13 protein-coding genes and 3 pseudogenes are annotated in these 15956 nt (G+C 57.6%); 9 read left to right on the forward strand and 7 right to left on the reverse strand.

From position 1 onward, the window contains the following. Positions 1-348: 348 nt before the first annotated feature. Together FFH21_RS21460 and FFH21_RS21465 are read left to right on the forward strand one after the other, a co-directional pair. Positions 349-546 carry a hypothetical protein gene (locus FFH21_RS21460; protein ID WP_002554967.1) on the forward strand — a complete coding sequence of 66 codons (198 nt, stop codon included), beginning with the start codon at positions 349-351 and terminating at the stop codon, positions 544-546. 205 nt (positions 547-751) lie between these two features. Next, positions 752-2224, forward strand: coding sequence for an inorganic phosphate transporter (locus FFH21_RS21465; protein ID WP_004664012.1), 1473 nt, complete (start codon positions 752-754; stop codon positions 2222-2224). 11 nt (positions 2225-2235) lie between these two features. Here FFH21_RS21465 and FFH21_RS21470 read toward each other — a convergent pair whose 3' ends face one another. Beyond that, positions 2236-2472 (reverse strand): hypothetical protein, encoded by a 237-nt coding sequence (locus FFH21_RS21470; RefSeq protein WP_011169388.1) that lies wholly within the window; start codon positions 2470-2472, stop codon positions 2236-2238. Between the two features lie 78 nt (positions 2473-2550). Beyond that, positions 2551-3402, reverse strand: coding sequence for a formyltetrahydrofolate deformylase (gene purU, locus FFH21_RS21475; RefSeq protein ID WP_003363851.1), 852 nt, complete (start codon positions 3400-3402; stop codon positions 2551-2553). Positions 3403-3759: 357 nt separating this feature from the next. On the opposite strand from purU, the gene mvaT reads away from it, so the two are divergent. Further along, positions 3760-4140, forward strand: a complete 381-nt coding sequence (gene mvaT / locus FFH21_RS21480; protein ID WP_002554971.1) for a histone-like nucleoid-structuring protein MvaT — start codon at positions 3760-3762, stop codon at positions 4138-4140. A 70-nt stretch (positions 4141-4210) separates the two neighbouring features. Here the strand turns inward: mvaT and sbcB are convergent, their stop codons facing one another. Then, positions 4211-5641: an exodeoxyribonuclease I gene (gene sbcB / locus FFH21_RS21485; RefSeq protein WP_011169389.1), complete on the reverse strand. Its 1431-nt coding sequence runs from the start codon at positions 5639-5641 to the stop codon at positions 4211-4213. A gap of 179 nt (positions 5642-5820) precedes the next feature. On the opposite strand from sbcB, the gene FFH21_RS21495 reads away from it, so the two are divergent. The 4 genes from FFH21_RS21495 to FFH21_RS21510 are packed head-to-tail and all read left to right on the forward strand — an operon-like array spanning position 5821 to position 10313. Beyond that, positions 5821-6546 (forward strand): RDD family protein, encoded by a 726-nt coding sequence (locus FFH21_RS21495; protein WP_011169390.1) that lies wholly within the window; start codon positions 5821-5823, stop codon positions 6544-6546. Further along, on the forward strand, positions 6543-7523 hold the full coding sequence (locus FFH21_RS21500) for a stage II sporulation protein M (protein ID WP_004664007.1): 981 nt from the start codon (positions 6543-6545) through the stop codon (positions 7521-7523). The genes FFH21_RS21495 and FFH21_RS21500 overlap by 4 nt, the downstream gene beginning before the upstream one ends. Continuing rightward, on the forward strand, positions 7510-9099 hold the full coding sequence (locus tag FFH21_RS21505; protein ID WP_011169391.1) for a DUF4129 domain-containing protein: 1590 nt from the start codon (positions 7510-7512) through the stop codon (positions 9097-9099). Before FFH21_RS21500 ends, FFH21_RS21505 begins: the two co-directional genes overlap by 14 nt. Then, a complete protein-coding gene (locus tag FFH21_RS21510) occupies positions 9096-10313 on the forward strand; it encodes a DUF4350 domain-containing protein (RefSeq protein ID WP_011169392.1) in 1218 nt (405 codons plus the stop codon). Before FFH21_RS21505 ends, FFH21_RS21510 begins: the two co-directional genes overlap by 4 nt. Positions 10314-10433: 120 nt before the next feature. Here the strand turns inward: FFH21_RS21510 and FFH21_RS21515 are convergent, their stop codons facing one another. The 3 genes and pseudogenes from FFH21_RS21515 to FFH21_RS21520 all read right to left on the reverse strand — a co-directional run. Further along, positions 10434-11819 (reverse strand): GntP family permease, encoded by a 1386-nt coding sequence (locus FFH21_RS21515; protein WP_011169393.1) that lies wholly within the window; start codon positions 11817-11819, stop codon positions 10434-10436. Between the two features lie 531 nt (positions 11820-12350). Beyond that, positions 12351-12485, reverse strand: a pseudogene (locus tag FFH21_RS31160) (D-amino-acid oxidase); the annotation flags it as partial. Continuing rightward, positions 12473-12745, reverse strand: a pseudogene (locus FFH21_RS21520) (HAD hydrolase-like protein); the annotation flags it as partial. The pseudogenes FFH21_RS31160 and FFH21_RS21520, both read right to left, overlap by 13 nt. 293 nt (positions 12746-13038) lie before the next feature. Between FFH21_RS21520 and FFH21_RS21525 the strand changes: the two are divergent. Both FFH21_RS21525 and FFH21_RS21530 read left to right on the forward strand, forming a co-directional pair. Next, positions 13039-14144: pseudogene (locus FFH21_RS21525) on the forward strand (AAA family ATPase). Further along, entirely contained in the window at positions 14141-15484 is a 1344-nt protein-coding gene (locus FFH21_RS21530) for a DUF58 domain-containing protein (RefSeq protein WP_004666154.1), read from the forward strand. Before FFH21_RS21525 ends, FFH21_RS21530 begins: the two are co-directional and overlap by 4 nt. 28 nt (positions 15485-15512) lie before the next feature. On the opposite strand, the gene FFH21_RS21535 is transcribed toward FFH21_RS21530, so the two are convergent. Then, a complete protein-coding gene (locus FFH21_RS21535; protein ID WP_005745539.1) occupies positions 15513-15872 on the reverse strand; it encodes a PilZ domain-containing protein in 360 nt (119 codons plus the stop codon). Positions 15873-15956: the final 84 nt, after the last annotated feature.

Consider the following 15956-nt stretch of genomic DNA (forward strand, 5'->3'; position numbering starts at 1 on the left):
AGATAGTATCCATCAGTGGGTCGGCAACACCCTCGCAAACGATTGATCCGTTCACCCGATTTCTGCCTCGATTATCCCGTCGAAGCGCTGTCACGGTGCACCATCGCCGCGCGATCAAAGGGAAGCCTGCCAGCGCAAGCCTTGCGCTTGAAATCACACACATGTCGCTACGACAGCTGTTTCTCTGGTGTACGTAGCCGCAGGCAATAACAGGATGTTCCGCAACCTCTTCGGGTAATGGCCCGAGCAGGTCTCTGGCTGTATCTGGTATACAGTCCGAATGGCGTGAACATACTTGCATTGTTTTGCGTCATCACCAGAACTCAATCGACTCGATCAGGTATTACAGTGACTAAAGATGAACTGCGCGCGGAACTTGAGCGCCAGGAACAACGTTACAAGGATGTCTACGGCGGTGAAATCACCACCTACGCCGCGCAACCGGAACCGGAACGCAAGCCTTGGCGCAAAAGAGCCAGCCTGCTGGACCAGGCGTTCAAGCAAGAATTGCAAAAAATGGAAGAAGGCCTGAAAGAAGAGCCGTGACATCGCGGGTCTCATGATCCCCGACCGCTCATCTCTGCCTTCCAGCCCCCGGAACTAACCGCCTCACAGCCTCATTGAGTATTCAACGGGGCGGCGCTCATGCGTCTTTTTTTTGGTTTGAGGCGACACCTCGCAGTGACGACAAGTCGTTCGGTATTTTTTCTGTCATAATCGCGCCCCCTTCAGACCCGGTCAGAAAACCTACATGATCGATTTATTCAGCGGGCTTGATGCCTGGGTGCTTGTGAGCCTTTTGCTCGCCCTGGCTTTTGTCCTCACCTTCGAGTTCATCAACGGCTTTCATGACACCGCCAACGCGGTGGCGACAGTCATTTACACCAAAGCCATGCCGCCTCATCTGGCCGTGTTCTTCTCTGGTGTATTCAACTTCCTCGGCGTGCTGCTGGGCGGTGTGGGTGTTGCCTACGCAATCGTCCATCTGCTGCCGGTCGAACTGCTCATCAACGTCAACACCGGACATGGCCTGGCCATGGTGTTCTCGCTGCTGGCGGCGGCCATTACCTGGAACCTCGGTACCTGGTACTTCGGCATCCCGGCCTCCAGCTCGCACACCTTGATCGGTTCGATACTCGGTGTCGGTCTGGCCAATGCACTGATCAACGGCATTCCGTTGGCCGACGGCGTGAACTGGCAGAAAGCGATCGACATTGGCGCTTCGCTGGTGTTCTCGCCGCTGGCCGGCTTCATCGTTGCAGGCCTGGTGCTGATTGCGCTGAAATGGTGGCGCCCGCAGTCGAAGATGCATAAAACCCCGGACCAGCGTCGCAAGCTGGACGACAAAAAGCACCCGCCATTCTGGAACCGCCTGGTGCTGGTCATTTCCGCAATGGCGGTCAGCTTCGTACATGGTTCGAACGACGGCCAGAAAGGCATCGGCCTGATCATGCTGGTATTGATCGGCATCGTGCCCAGCCAGTTTGTACTGGACCTGACCAGCACGACCTACCAGATCGAACGTACCCGCGATGCGACCCAGCATCTGAGCCAGTTCTATCAACGCAACAGCAGCACGCTGGGCGAATATCTGGCGATGGGCAAGGCTGAAAAAGGCGACTTGCCGTCCAGCTCTGCCTGTAATCCGAAGCAGACCGAACCCACCATCGACGCGTTGCTCGACCGCCTCAAAGGCGTGTCCGACTACCACTCGCTGGCCCCTGAAAGCCGTATCGAAGTGCGCCGCTATCTCTTGTGCCTGGACGACACGGCCCGCAAGGTCGGCAAACTTCCAGACCTGTCAGCGCGTGAAAAGTCCGATCTGGAGAAACTTCGCAAAGACCTGACCACCACCACAGAATACGCACCGTTCTGGGTAATTCTGGCGGTCGCCCTGGCACTGGGCATCGGTACCATGGTTGGCTGGAAACGCGTGGTACTGACGATCGGCGAGAAGATCGGCAAACAGGGCATGACTTACGCACAGGGCATGTCGGCGCAAATCACCACCGCCTGCGCAATCGGCCTGGCTAACGTGTTCAGTCTGCCGGTTTCCACCACCCACATCCTGTCATCAGGCGTTGCCGGGACCATGGTCGCCAACAAGAGCGGCCTGCAAGGCGGAACCGTTCGCACCATCCTGCTGGCCTGGGTGCTGACCCTGCCTGCAACAGTCGCCTTGTCCGCAGCGCTGTTCTGGCTGGCCTCCAAGGCACTGTCCTGACTCAGAGCCCTTCAGGTGGTGCAGCCTTGCACTGCCTGAGGGGCTTGATTCACCTCTCCCTCCGCACCTTTCTCGACAAGCCTTTCAGCGGGCATTTCCGATTGCTGCAACTCACGCCATAGCGCTGCTGCACCGTCGAAATTGGCACCGTTTTCCGGAGTCAGGGCGGCGGGGTCATAGCGGCTGAGACAGCCCTCGCCAAGCGTGGCGGGAGCGGTGGATGTGGCTTTTTCGAAAGGATCGGTCATTGGCTGTCACCCTGAGCGTTGCACCATTGCCCACGAGCCAGGTCGGGAGCGCGACAGGCGCACTCCCGAAAAGATAGATCAGTCGAAGACGACTGTCTTGTTGTCGTGTACCAGAACACGGTCTTCCAGATGAGCGCGCAGGCCGCGGGCCAATACCATCTTTTCCACGTCGCGACCGAAGCGCACCATGTTTTCGATGCTGTCGCGATGGCTGACGCGCACCACATCCTGCTCGATGATCGGGCCGGCATCGAGCTCTTCGGTCACATAGTGACAGGTCGCGCCAATCAGCTTGACGCCACGCAACGACGCCTGATGATAAGGCTTGGCGCCGACGAAGGATGGCAGGAAGCTGTGGTGAATGTTGATCACCTGATGGGCATATTCACGGCACAGCTGTGGCGGCAGAATTTGCATGTAACGCGCAAGGACCACAACGTCCGCCTGATGATGCCCGACCAGACGCGAGACTTCGGCAAATGCAGGCTCCTTGTCTTTCGGGTCCACCGGGACATGGTAATAAGGAATGTCATGCCACTCGACCATGCTGCGCAGGTCCTGATGGTTTGAAATCACACAGGCTATGTCACAGTCGAGTTCGTCGCTGTGCCAACGGTGCAGCAGGTCGGCCAGACAGTGCGATTCGCGGCTTGCCATGAGCACGACGCGCTTCTTCTGCGCCGAGTCGGTGATGCGCCAGTCCATCGAAAACTCTTCCGCGATCGGCGTGAACGCTTCACGGAACCCGTCCAGATCAAAAGGCAGGGTGTCGGCACGTATCTCGTGACGCATGAAAAACCAGCCGCTGAGATTGTCCGAATGATGACTCGCTTCGGTGATCCAGCCGTTATGGGACGCCAGAAAGTTACTGACTTTGGCAACGATGCCTACACGGTCCGGGCAAGCAATCACCAGACGAAAAGTGCGCATTGGGGGAAACTCCAGAACTTCGCAAAGCCGCTATTCTAGCGGCTGCGCAGCAAAACTGCAGTATCTTTGCTGCCTGAATGTGCAGGCAGAAAAGGACATCGCCCAGGCAAAAGATTGCACCGTGCCAGTATCGACTTTTACCACCCGCGACGCCTAACAAGACCTATATAAAGAAGGGCTTTATAGCGAGGATCTTTTGAAGGGGGCTCGGCGCTTGCCTAGTTCAGACGTCTGTAGGACGCGTGTATATTGCTAAATAATTCAAATAAAACTTTTATTTAATGTTTACTTGCTCATTTACAGTGACTATTATTGCCCCACTGTATCCCTGCAACCTACACAACATAAGGTCTCCTCATGTCCCTGATCAACGAATACCGCGCCACAGAAGAAGCCATCAAAGAACTGCAAGCCCGTTTGAAGAACCTGTCGCAAGACGACAAACTGCAAACCGAGCTGGAATTCGAAGGCAAGCTGCGTACGCTGATGGGCGAATATCAAAAGTCGCTGCGTGACATCATTGCCCTGCTGGATCCGGATGCCAAGGTAAACAAAGCCCCCCGTGGCGGCGCTGTTAAACCTGCCGGTACCAAACGCGCCCGCAAGGTCAAGCAATACAAGAACCCGCACAACGGTGAAGTCATCGAAACCAAAGGTGGCAACCACAAGACATTGAAAGAGTGGAAAGCCAAGTGGGGCAGTGACGACGTCGAAAGCTGGGCCACTCTGCTGGGCTAAGCTTCAAACGGTCGCGCTTCATTGCGATTGCAAAAACGCCAGCCTGCTGGCGTTTTTTATTGTCCGTTATTTATACACCCAGACGTTTACTCAGCGCCTGCGCGTAATCCTGCCATTGGCGCAATACCTCCAACTGCTCTGGCGCGGCACTAAGAGAGCATTCAGCCAGCGCAGTCGCAAAGTCCTTCAGGGTATTGGGCGCCCCCCGTTCCGGGTCGCTCAGCCGCTGCTGACAGAAGTCCTGCCACCGCTGTTGCTCTTCACTGCTCAAGGTGTCAGGAAAGTTACGAGCGCGGTACCTGAATAACAATTCAGGCAAGCGGGCGTCATCAAACGGCCACGCGTCACGTGCCAGTTGTTCGGGCTCGGCTTGCCGAACTTGCTCGCACAGTCGACGATCACGGTCACCAATAAAACCGTCATATAACTGCTGTTCTGGATCCTCACTTGCAGCAAAATCTTCCTTGCCATAAAGGACGCTCAGTTTATCCTGCCAAACTTCCCGGCTTTCACTCAACTGCGTTGCGCGTGCCTGGTAGCCCGCCATGTCCAGTTGCAGCCGCTGCTGATCTTCGCTGCGTAGCACCCCCAGGGGGGCTATCACCGGGCAACGGTTTATATGCAGTAATTTGAGCGGCACCGGCAATTCGCCTTCCCCCAGCGCTTCATGCCGGGTATATAAACGCTGCTTGAGTATTTCAGCGTCGTCTTGCAACAACGGTGAAGGGTCAAGGTGCAGGTCACAGACGATCAGCGCGTTGCGGTTATGCGGGTGCCATGCCAGCGGAAGCACCACGCCAAGGTAATTGCGTGCCGCAGAAAAACGTCCCGATATATGCACCAGTGGCTGCATCAGACGAACCTGCTCCTGGACTTTCTGTTTACTGCGTAATGCGAACAGGTAGTCATAAAGCTTCGGCTGTTTTTCACGAATCAGGCGCGCCAGGGCAATAGTTGCACGCACGTCGGATAACGCATCATGCGCCTGTCCATGATCAATGCCGTTGGCAGCAGTCAGTCGTTCCAGCTTGAGTGTGACGCGACCGTCCTGTTCGGGCCAGACAATGCCGTCGGGGCGTAATGCATAGGCCGCGCGCACGACATCAATCAGATCCCAGCGGCTGTTACCGCCCTGCCACTCGCGTGCATAAGGGTCGAAGAAGTTGCGATAAAAACTGTAACGCGTGACTTCATCGTCAAAACGCAAGGTGTTGTAACCCGCACCACATGTCCCTGGCGCAGATAGTTCGGCATGTACGCGGGTCATGAAATCCGCCTCGCACAAGCCTTTTTCCGACAGCGTGGCCGGCGTTATTCCAGTAATCATACAGGCAACGGGATGGGGCAGAATGTCGTCACTTAGCTGGCAATGAAGATTGACCGGCGGCGCGATTTCATTGAGTTCGGTATCGGTGCGGATGCCGGCCATCTGCAGCGCACGGTCATTGCGCGGGTTGATGCCGGTGGTTTCGTAGTCGTACCAGAAAATGCTGGAAGTCACGGGCTGATCCTGAACAAAAGACCCGCGAAGTGTAGGGCGTGACAGGTGTCATTGCCTAATCGGGTAATATCCGGCGTACCGGGAAATGTTTTCTTACAGCCCGCGTCTTGAATGGTCGGTTGCTTAGCTCCGCTGCGATAGCTAGCATCAGTTTTCGTTTTCAGGCGCGTCCTCCGACAATGTCATCCCTTCCCGCTTCGCCAAGGAATGCAGCGCTGCCCACGCCACTGGACACCCGCATTGAAATCGAGACGCCGGAAGGCATCGATATGGTTCTTCGCCCTGCCGGACTGGTTTCCCGCGCATTGGCGTTCGGAATCGACTTCGCCATTCGCGCAGCCGTTATCGGCGTGTTCTTTTTACTCTTGCAGTGGTTTGACAAGCTCGGCATGGGCCTGGCCGCCATCGTGTTTTTTCTGGTCAACTGGTGGTACATGGTGCTGTTTGAAGTGCTGAGTCAGGGGCGTACTCCCGGAAAGCGGGTCTTCGGCCTGCGGGTGGTGCACGATGACTGCACGCCGATAGACTGGTCCGCGTCGTTGATACGCAACCTGCTGCGTTTCGTCGACATGCTCCCGCTGGGCTACGGGCTAGGTGCAATCAGTTGTCTGAGCCATCCATTGTTCAAACGGCTGGGTGATCTCGCAGCCGGGACGCTGGTTATCTATAGCGACCAGCCTGTAACGCGCCCCACCCTGCCAGAGGCAGAACCGGTGATTGTGCCGTTCGCCCTGCATCTGGACGAACAACGGGCAGTGCTCGGTCTGGCGGAACGACAAGGTGAACTGTCCATTGCCCGCACCCGGGAGCTGGCCGCAATTCTTGCCGAACCCTTGCACATCCCCGCTGATCAGGCGGTCGCTCATGTAAACGGCATCGCCCGCAACCTGCTGGGGCCGAAATGAAGCAGAGCCTCTTTGAAACCCGCCATAAAGATGAGTGGCAACGTTTTGGTCAGCGCCTTGATGCGCTGGAAAACGGCAAGGCCGATGTCAATGCTTGCGAAACATTCCCCGGTGATTATCGACGCGTCTGCCACCACCTGGCGCTGGCACAGGAGCGTGGCTACAGCAGCCACCTGGTCGACCCCTTGCATCAACTGGCCATGCGTGGCCATCAACAACTTTACCGCCACCGCAGCGCGATGGGCGCTCGTCTGCTGGGCTTTGTACTCGGAGGTTTTCCGCGACTGGTGCGCGCCGAGTGGCGTTTCGTCCTGGTCGCCAGCCTGTTGTTCTTCGGCAGCCTGATCGGTATGGGGCTGTTGGTCTACGGTTTTCCGCAACTGATCTACAGCATCGTCAGCCCTGAGCAACTGGCCGACATGCAGAGCATGTATGACCCATCGGCCAGCCGGATCGGACAACCCGTCGAAAGAGCCTCCGACGCGGACTGGATGATGTTCGGCTACTACATCATGAACAATATCGGCATTGCCTTTCAAACCTACGCCAGCGGTTTGCTGTTCGGGCTGGGCAGCCTGTTTTTTCTGCTGTTCAATGGATTGATGACAGGCGCAATTGCCGGTCATCTGACCGACATCGGCTTCGGGCAGACATTCTGGACATTCGTCATCGGTCACGGTGCTTTCGAGCTGACCGCCATCGCCCTGGCCGGGGCGGCGGGTCTGAAGCTGGGATGGGCTTTGCTGGCCCCTGGAAGGCTGACGCGCAGTACCGCGCTGCGTGTTGCGGCCAGGACCAGTGTGCAACTGATCGGCGGGGTCATCCTGTTTCTGCTGATTGCGGCATTCATCGAAGCTTACTGGTCATCGATGACCTGGCCCGGACCGCTGCTCAAGTACCTTGCAGGTGCCGCCCTATGGCTGCTGGTCGCTGCGTATCTGACCCTGGCAGGACGTACCCCTCATGCGCCTGACTGAGTCAAACGTCGCCATACGCCCTCGATCCCCTTGGGAAGCCATAGACCTGGGCGGGCTGCTCGCGGGTCGTCACCGCGGTCTGCTGATGAGCAGTTGGGTAATCGTCACCCTGCCCGTTTTCTGCCTGCTCAGCGCACTGCTATGGGACTATCCCAAGGCCGCCATTCTGCTGTTCTGGTGGCTCAAGCCTGCGTTCGAACGCTTGCCGCTGCTCATCCTGTCGCAGTCACTGTTCGGGGCAACGCCGACGCTCGGGCAAGCCCTCAAGGCGTGGCCCGCCACTTTGAAAAGCCAGCTGTTGCCAAGCCTGTTGTGGCGAAGACTCAGCCTGAGTCGCAGCTTTCAGTTACCGGTGCAGCAACTGGAGCATCTGGCAGGCACGGAACGCGACCTGCGTATCAGCCTGCTCAGCCAGAAAGACCTGCGCGCCGCACGGCTGCTTACCATCGTCGGCGCCCACCTGGAATACTCATTGTGGATAGGTCTGCTGATCCTGCTTTACGCGTTTATTCCGCAGCAGATCCAGATCGACTGGCACTGGATGAGTCTGCTCGAAGTTGAAAACCAGTGGCTATGGATCGACCACCTGACCAACCTCTTTTATGCCCTGGCGCTGGTACTCTGGGAACCCATCTATGTTGCGTGCGGCTTCACCCTATATCTCAATCGCCGTACGGTCCTTGAGGCGTGGGATATAGAGCTGGTTTTCAGACGTCTGCGTCAGCGCCTGATCGGCAGTGCCTATGTGTTGTTGATCGGCGTCGGACTGGCGCTTTCGACAGCACCAGCAACGGTCTGGGCAGAACAACAGAGCTACAGCTGCCCGCTGCCCGATAGCAGCGCGGCAGAACCGCCCACCACCCTCGCAGCACCGGACACGCCGCGCCTGACCCGTCAGACACTGACCAGCGAAGCAGCCCGCAGCGAAATACACGGCATCCTGCAACAGCCGCCCTTCAAGAACCCCAAAACCGAGACAGGCTGGCGCTTCCCTGAACAACAGAAAAGCAAGTCTGTGGTTCGGGACACTCACGACCAGGGCTGGCTGATTACCTGGCTCAATCGGCTTCTTCGGGCCGCAAGCGCCCTGGCCAGCCTGATTGAAGTGCTGCTCTGGGGCGTGGTTATCGGCCTGACCGGGCTGGTGCTCTGGTATTACAGAGACTGGTTCAAGACCTTTGCAAGCCGGGCGCCCGGCAGAACAAAAACCGCCCGCCCGGCTCCCCGGCAGCTACTGGGCCTGCAAGTGAATGCCGAAAGCCTGCCTGACGATGTCGCCGGCCGGGCCGAACAGCTTTGGAGCAGCCAGCCCCGTGAAGCCCTCAGCCTGTTGTACCGCGCACTGCTCAGTCGCTTGCTGAACGACTATCGACTGCCGTTGAAAAGCGCCGATACCGAAGCTCAGGTATTGGCGCACATCGCTGCGCTGAACCAGCCTCTGCTCAGTGAATTCAGTCATGACCTGACCATGCACTGGCAGAACCTTGCCTACGGGCATCGACTGCCACCGGCCCATGCCCGGCAGCAACTCTGCGCTGGCTGGCGTCGCCTGTTCAACCCGGCGGTGCAGGCATGAGCCGCCGTAGCGGAATACTGATCGGGCTACTGGCCCTTTTACTGCTGGCAGGCGCAGGGCTTTACCTGAGCCGTCACCTGGAGCGCTACGAGAAAACCGTGGATCAGGGCCCCTCGCCACAGGCAAAGGCCAATCCCTGGCTTGCGGCCGAATACTTCCTGCGTGGCCTCTCTATCCCGGTAAACACCACTGACACGCTGGCCCGACTTCCCGACCCGAGTCAGAGTACCCAGACGCTGCTATTGCTCAATGACCGGGAAGACATGACACCTGCGCAAACCGAACGGCTGCTGAACTGGGCCGAAGCGGGCGGGCACCTGCTATTGGTGGCCGAGCAACTCTGGAATGAGAAAAAAGGTCGCAGCGGCGATCTGTTGCTGGACAGGTTGCAGGTTCATCAGTACCTCACCACGGCCATCAATGCGCAGGAACAACAGCTGAACGACGCTCAGCCGCCGCTGCCCATCCCGTTGATAACCCCCTCGCCAAAACGCAAAAAAGAGCCTTGGCCGGAACTGACCCGCCTGTATCTGGAAAACGAAAGTGCCCCGGCATACATGAGCTTCGATCCGGCGTTCCATCTGGAAGACCCGCAAGACCATGCACAGTCGTGGGCCAACAGCGCCGATGCCACACACCTGCTGCAAATAAACCGTGGTAACGGATTGATCACGATTGTGACTGACGCCAACCTGTGGAAAACCCGCTTGATCGGCAACTATGACAATGCCTGGCTGCTCTGGTATCTGACCCAGGGCAGTGAAGTGACCCTGGTGCTGCAAACCGAACACGACAACCTGCTGACCCTGCTGCTGCGCAACTACCCTCAGGCACTGCTGATGCTGGCGTTGCTGATTGGCCTGGGCCTCTGGCACATCGGCTTGCGCGAAGGCCCGATGCGTCGGCCCGCCCCACTTGCACGCCGCCAACTGACCGAGCACCTGCGTGCCAGCGCCGAGTTCCTGCGCAGACGCAGCGGGCAACAAACGCTGATAAAGAGCCTGCAACAAGACATCCTGCGCCGCGCCCGCCAGCTTCATCCAGGCTTCGAGCGGCTGGCTGTCGCAGAACAATGGCAGGTGCTTTCGCGCCTGACGCGGCAGCCCACCAGCGCCATCAGCGACGCCCTGCGCCCTCGCCCGCCGCAACGCGTCTCACACAGCGAATTCACCCGTCAGGTAGCCCACCTGCAAACGCTCAGGAATGCCCTATGATCCTGCACTGGCGAATCGTTGGATATCTGCGATATTGAAATCAAACCTTTAGAAGCTCATGGGTACGTAGTGTTGAATACCTCATTTGGGCAGGCTTCGGCGCTGCGAATGAATCCCGACTCAACTTACTGTAATAACCGCATTCAAGATCAACACCACAACCAATCCGACCACCGCCACAATGGATTGAACCACCGAGATAGTCTTCGTCGCCTCCCCCATTGTCATGCCAAAGGACTCCTTCACCATCCAGAAGCCTGCATGATTCGCATAGTTGAAAAACAGCGAACCGCAGCCGATTGACAATGCCAGCAAGGGCAAGTTGAGGGTGGGATCAGCACCCGCAAGCGGTGCCAACAGGCCTGCAGCCCCTACGATACCCACAGTTGCGGAGCCAGTAGAGACCGAGAGTAACATCGCAATCAGCCAACCCAGGATTAACGGAGGGAAGGCAGACTGCTGGGTCAGGTGCACGATAGCATCGCCTACCTTGGCACTGGTTAGCATCTCCTGAAATGCCCCGCCTCCTGCGATGATCATGATGATGGAGGCGATAGGCTTTAGGCTTTTACCCAGCGAATCACGCACCTTTTCAGCGTCGCCACCGCGCGCCAGTACCAGGCTTGCGCCGGCGAAAAGCACGCCTAAGAGCATGGATATCAAAGGGTTGCCCACGAAACTGGTCATTTGCAGGATCGCATTGCCCTTTGGTAGCACCATCTCGGCGACGGCATTGATCAGCATCAGGATCGCCGGTAGCAAGGCTGCCAGTACGCCGAGCAAAACGCCGGGACGGGGTTGATTGTCGGTTTTTTCGGCCAGAGTGAACTGATCAAGTAATGCCTGATCAGGCCTGGTGCTCATGCGCTTCGAAATGAACGCGCCATAAAGTGGACCGCCCAAAATCATTGCTGGAATAGCCGCGAGAAAGCCGTAGAGCATTGTGGGCCCCACTGAGGTTTTGAGTGCAGCGATGGCCGTCAACGGGCCGGGGTGCGGCGGTACCATGCCATGCATGGCGGCGAGCGCCGAAATCACTGGAACACCCACATACACATACGCCGAGCCTTTGAAGCGAGCCTGGCTTTCCAGCTTTCGCGCCACACTGAATATCAGCGGCAGCATAATCACCAAACCCACCTCGAAAAACATGGGTATGCCAACTACAAACGCAACCATCATCATTGCCCAAGGTATCAGGCGATCCGGGGTGCGCTTGAGGATGACCTCGGCCAGCTGCTCCGTGACGCCAGCATCAGCCAGGATTTTGCCTAGCATCGCGCCAAGCGCGATCACAATCCCAACTGCCCCTAGTGTCTTTCCGGCACCGGCGATCAAGTGAGCGACGATACTTTCTGGCTGCATTTGGGTGGCAAAGCCCACACCAACAGAAACTACCATCAGGGCCAAAAGCGGGTGCATCTTGAGGCGCGACACGATCAGTGCCACCAATACCACGACGCTGACAAGCGCGGTCATTAGAAGCTGTATATCTAAGGTAGTCATGAAAATATCTCAGTTGGGCTGGCGCTGAGGCTGCACTCAGCATTTGAAAAACCGGTTCGAGACGTAACGCTCGACGGAGCACGCAAAAAACCAGACAGCGTATGGGTGCCTTCACGTGCAACACCCATTTCAGGAAAGGCAAACACTTCGCAACCTGCTGCCATGTCACTGCTGTCAGGTAGTTCAGTCAGGAGGTCAACATGGAAATGGGCATGAGAGCGACGCCACTCTAGCGGGGTGCCGGCGTAGTCACGGGCCAGGGTGCCAGTGATTGGTTGCAATCTGCTGGGCCAACTGGTCATGAAGACGTTGATACAGCGGCAAACGGACATCATTGGACAGAGCATTCATTGACCTATTCGCCTTGTTATATAGTCATATATATGAATCGCAGCAAAGTATTTCCCCAATGACAAAAACTTGTCAAGACTGATCTTCTTTCATAAGCAAGATCAGGTCGTAACCGCAGCTAGAGGGCAGATGCAAGCTGTGTTCAGGGACGCCAGCTAATCTGTGCAGCAATGCAGTCGATCAGAAGTCCGCCACTTTACTCCAGGCTGATTTCCGGAATCGGCCCGGGTGATAAGGTCGCGGATCGACAATCGGGTGTGCGCCGCTGACGATATCGGCAATCAAGTGACCCGCGCCGGGGCTTAAAGACCGACCAATCCTGGCAATCCGCCAATGTCCGGGATCTGGTGGTAGCCGAAGGCGACATCCGCCGGCTGCTCATGGCCGCGGGCGACGAAGGCTTTGTGCTTGATTTTCATGTCATGGGCCGACATCAAGTCATAACGGAAGCTGGAAGATACGTGCAGCACATCTTCAGGTGCGCAGCCAAGGCTATCGAGCATGAACTCAAACGCTGCCAGGCGCGGTTTATAGGCTTGAGCCTGTTGAGCGGTGAACACTTTGTGGAACGGCGCTACTCCTGAATAAAGCCGGAGGGGCACTGCCTGTGAGTGCCCGATCCTGGTTGATTGCTGTCTTTACGTAACAGGCACGTAAACGCACCTGCCTTTCAGACAGAAAAGGCATCCTTGCGCAGATATCTATCTTTGGTGCAGACGGCAGCTATGTCAGTGCGATTGAATGGCATGCACCAATACGCCGCATGCCCTGAGCGGTTACCATGGAAATAATGCTCGGCAAGAGAAAAAACATTCAGTCGCTGCGCACAAAAATTACGAAAAAGCCAAATCAGGTAAGTAATTGATTTATGGACGATAAATCTAATATAAAAGTTAGTGACGCTCCAGAAGTCGCGAGCGATCAAACGCCCGAAACATCAGGCAGCACCGGGCCCTTTATCGAGCCTGCTATCGAACCGGCCAGCCCGACGAGCGCCGCGAGCACTCAGTTGCAGCAGCGGCAACGCGCCAGCCAGCTGGCTCAGGCGTTGCGTAACGAGTTGCAAAAGGCTGTGATTGGCCAAAACGCAGTGATCGAGGACGTGCTGACCGCCCTGATCGGCGGCGGGCATGTGCTGCTGGAAGGCGTACCGGGGCTGGGTAAGACGTTGCTGGTCCGGGCGCTTGCCAGTTGCATAGGCTGTGAGTTCGCGCGCATTCAATTTACGCCGGACCTGATGCCCAGCGATGTCACCGGCCATGCTGTGTACGACATGCAGACCGAGCAGTTCAAGCTGCGCAAGGGGCCGCTGTTTACCAACCTGCTATTGGCCGACGAAATAAACAGGGCACACCGGCCAAGACGCAGGCCGCGCTGCTCGAAGCCATGCAGGAGCGGCAAGTGACCCTCGAATGTCGGGCGCTGCCCATCCCGCAGCCGTTCATGGTGCTGGCAACCCAGAACCCTATCGAACAGGAAGGCACTTACCCACTGCCGGAAGCCGAACTGGATCGTTTCATGCTCAAGCTGCGCATGGACTATCCCGAAGCGCTGGAAGAGCTGAACATGGTGCGCCAGGTCACCCGCTCGACCCGTGCCGACATGCTGGATGTGCGACCGCTGCGGGTCATCATGCAGGCTCGGGAGGTTCAGGCACTGCAACGCATTGCCAGCGAGCTGCCCATTGATGAACAGGTGCTGGACTACGCAGTACGCGTGGCGCGCAGTACGCGCACCTGGCCAGGTCTTAGCCAGGGCGCAGGGCCGCGCGCTTCAATTGCACTGGTGCGTGGCGGGCGGGCCAGAGCATTGTTGCGCGGCGGTGAGTTCGTTACTCCGGACGATATCAAGGGCTGCGCGCTGGCTGTGTTACGACACAGGGTCAGGCTGTCACCGGAGCTGGACATCGAGGGCCTTTCAGTGGATCAGGTGCTTCGGCAGATCCTTGATCAGGTCTCGGCACCGCGCCTGTGAATCAGGTTCTGAAACCGTCGGTTCCGATGCTGCGCTGGCTCGGTGGGTTCATGTGCGTTGCGTTACTGACAGGAACGCTCCATGCGCTGGACATCGAGTATCCGGCAAAAATCGACGAGTTTTATTGGGCAGCGTTGCTGGCATTCGCGGGCGTCAGCCTGCTTGATGCATTCTGGCTGTTCAGGCGTCCCTCGCCACGCGTGCAGCGCGAGCTTGCGGGCAGCCTGGCGCTGGACCGCTGGAACGAGGCGCGGCTCGACCTGCAACACAACGGTGCCAAGCCAGTCACCATGCAGGTGTTCGATCATGTGCCGCATGGCCTGGAACATGAAAACCTGCCGCAGTCCATCATCCTGCCTGCGCGCGGCAAAGGCAGCATCGGTTACCGTCTGCGCCCCTCGATCCGTGGTCATTTCACCTTCGAGCAGTGCGAAATCAGCCTGCCGGGGCCTTTGGGCCTGTGGACGGCACGCCGCTATCTTCCGGTACACAGCACGACCCGCGTCTACCCGGACTTCGCCCGACTTTACGGTGGGCAACTGCTGGCGGTGGACAACTGGCTGAGCCAACTGGGGGTGCGCCAGTTGCAACGTCGCGGGGCAGGAATGGAATTCAATCAGTTGCGCGAGTTTCGTGAAGGCGACAGCTTGCGCCAGATAGACTGGAAAGCTACCGCCCGCCAGCGCTCCCCCATTGCTCGCGAGTATCAGGACGAGCGGGATCAACAGATCGTTTTCATGCTCGATTGCGGACGTCGAATGCGCAGCCAGGACGGTGATTTGTCTCACTTCGATCACGCGCTCAATGCCTGCCTGCTATTGAGTTATGTCGCACTGCGTCAGGGTGACTCGGTTGGCCTTGCGACGTTTGCGGGTGAGCAGGACCGCTATCTGGCCCCCGTAAAAGGGCCGGGGCAGCTCAACCTGTTGCTCAACTCGGTCTATGACCTGCAGACCACCCGGCGCCCCGCGGACTACAGCGCCGCCGTTCGCCAATTGATGGTGCGCCATAAAAGACGTTCACTGGTGGTACTGATCACCAACCTGCGCGATGAAGACGATGAGGAACTGGTAGCTGCTGCAAGACAGCTTGGCAAGCAGCACCGGGTGCTGATTGCCAGCCTCAGGGAGGAAGTGCTCGACAGTCTGCGTCAGGCCCCCGTACAAACCTATGATCAAGCGCTGGATTATTGCGGAACCCTGAATTTCCTCAACGCTCGCGCTTCGCTGCACGACCGCTTGAGTGCTCAAGGCATTGCAATAATGGATGCTCGACCAAGGGAGCTGGGGCCGCAGCTGGTCAGCCGTTATCTGAGCTGGAAAAAGGCAGGTACGCTATAAGCGAAACCTTGCGAGTCAGCCAGCAGCCTCAGGCTGAGGCTTCATAAAAGGGGTAGAAACAGAAATACTCTCGCAAGAGCTGGACGAACGCCAGGTATTCTGTCGAGACCTGAGACAACTCGAAACCGGAGTCGTAGCTCCCTGGCGTCTCGTCTTCGTGGCTCCAGAGGCACTTGGCGCTAAGATCTATTGATTGCCCGATATTGCCATTCGGCATTTTCAGACACAGATCGAACCTGGCCCCTACCAGAACGGGCAGTTCGCTGATCAGCATCAGCCCTTCCCCGGACACATTCCCCAGACACCCCATCAGCTTGCCAGTATGACGATTGAAGACCTGCAGGTAATCCTGCAATTGGTGCCGTTCTATTTTCCGCTCTTTATACATGGCAGGCTGCCTTCCAAGACCACTGTTGCGATCACGTAACACCGTTCGCTGGCTGCGGACTTCAAAAACGAGGCACTGCGCGAT

Source organism: Pseudomonas sp. KBS0707 (genome assembly GCF_005937945.2).
Lineage (GTDB): Bacteria > Pseudomonadota > Gammaproteobacteria > Pseudomonadales > Pseudomonadaceae > Aquipseudomonas > Aquipseudomonas amygdali.

Bases quoted from the DNA above. Each gene is read 5' to 3' on its own strand.
- FFH21_RS21465 (WP_004664012.1), top strand. From the start codon at position 752: ATGATCGATTTATTCAGCGGGCTTGATGCCTGGGTGCTTGTGAGCCTT.
- FFH21_RS21470 (WP_011169388.1), bottom strand. From the start codon at position 2,472: ATGACCGATCCTTTCGAAAAAGCCACATCCACCGCTCCCGCCACGCTT.
- purU (WP_003363851.1), bottom strand. From the start codon at position 3,402: ATGCGCACTTTTCGTCTGGTGATTGCTTGCCCGGACCGTGTAGGCATC.
- mvaT (WP_002554971.1), top strand. From the start codon at position 3,760: ATGTCCCTGATCAACGAATACCGCGCCACAGAAGAAGCCATCAAAGAA.
- FFH21_RS21495 (WP_011169390.1), top strand. From the start codon at position 5,821: ATGTCATCCCTTCCCGCTTCGCCAAGGAATGCAGCGCTGCCCACGCCA.
- FFH21_RS21500 (WP_004664007.1), top strand. From the start codon at position 6,543: ATGAAGCAGAGCCTCTTTGAAACCCGCCATAAAGATGAGTGGCAACGT.
- FFH21_RS21505 (WP_011169391.1), top strand. From the start codon at position 7,510: ATGCGCCTGACTGAGTCAAACGTCGCCATACGCCCTCGATCCCCTTGG.
- FFH21_RS21510 (WP_011169392.1), top strand. From the start codon at position 9,096: ATGAGCCGCCGTAGCGGAATACTGATCGGGCTACTGGCCCTTTTACTG.
- FFH21_RS21515 (WP_011169393.1), bottom strand. From the start codon at position 11,819: ATGACTACCTTAGATATACAGCTTCTAATGACCGCGCTTGTCAGCGTC.
- FFH21_RS21535 (WP_005745539.1), bottom strand. From the start codon at position 15,872: ATGTATAAAGAGCGGAAAATAGAACGGCACCAATTGCAGGATTACCTG.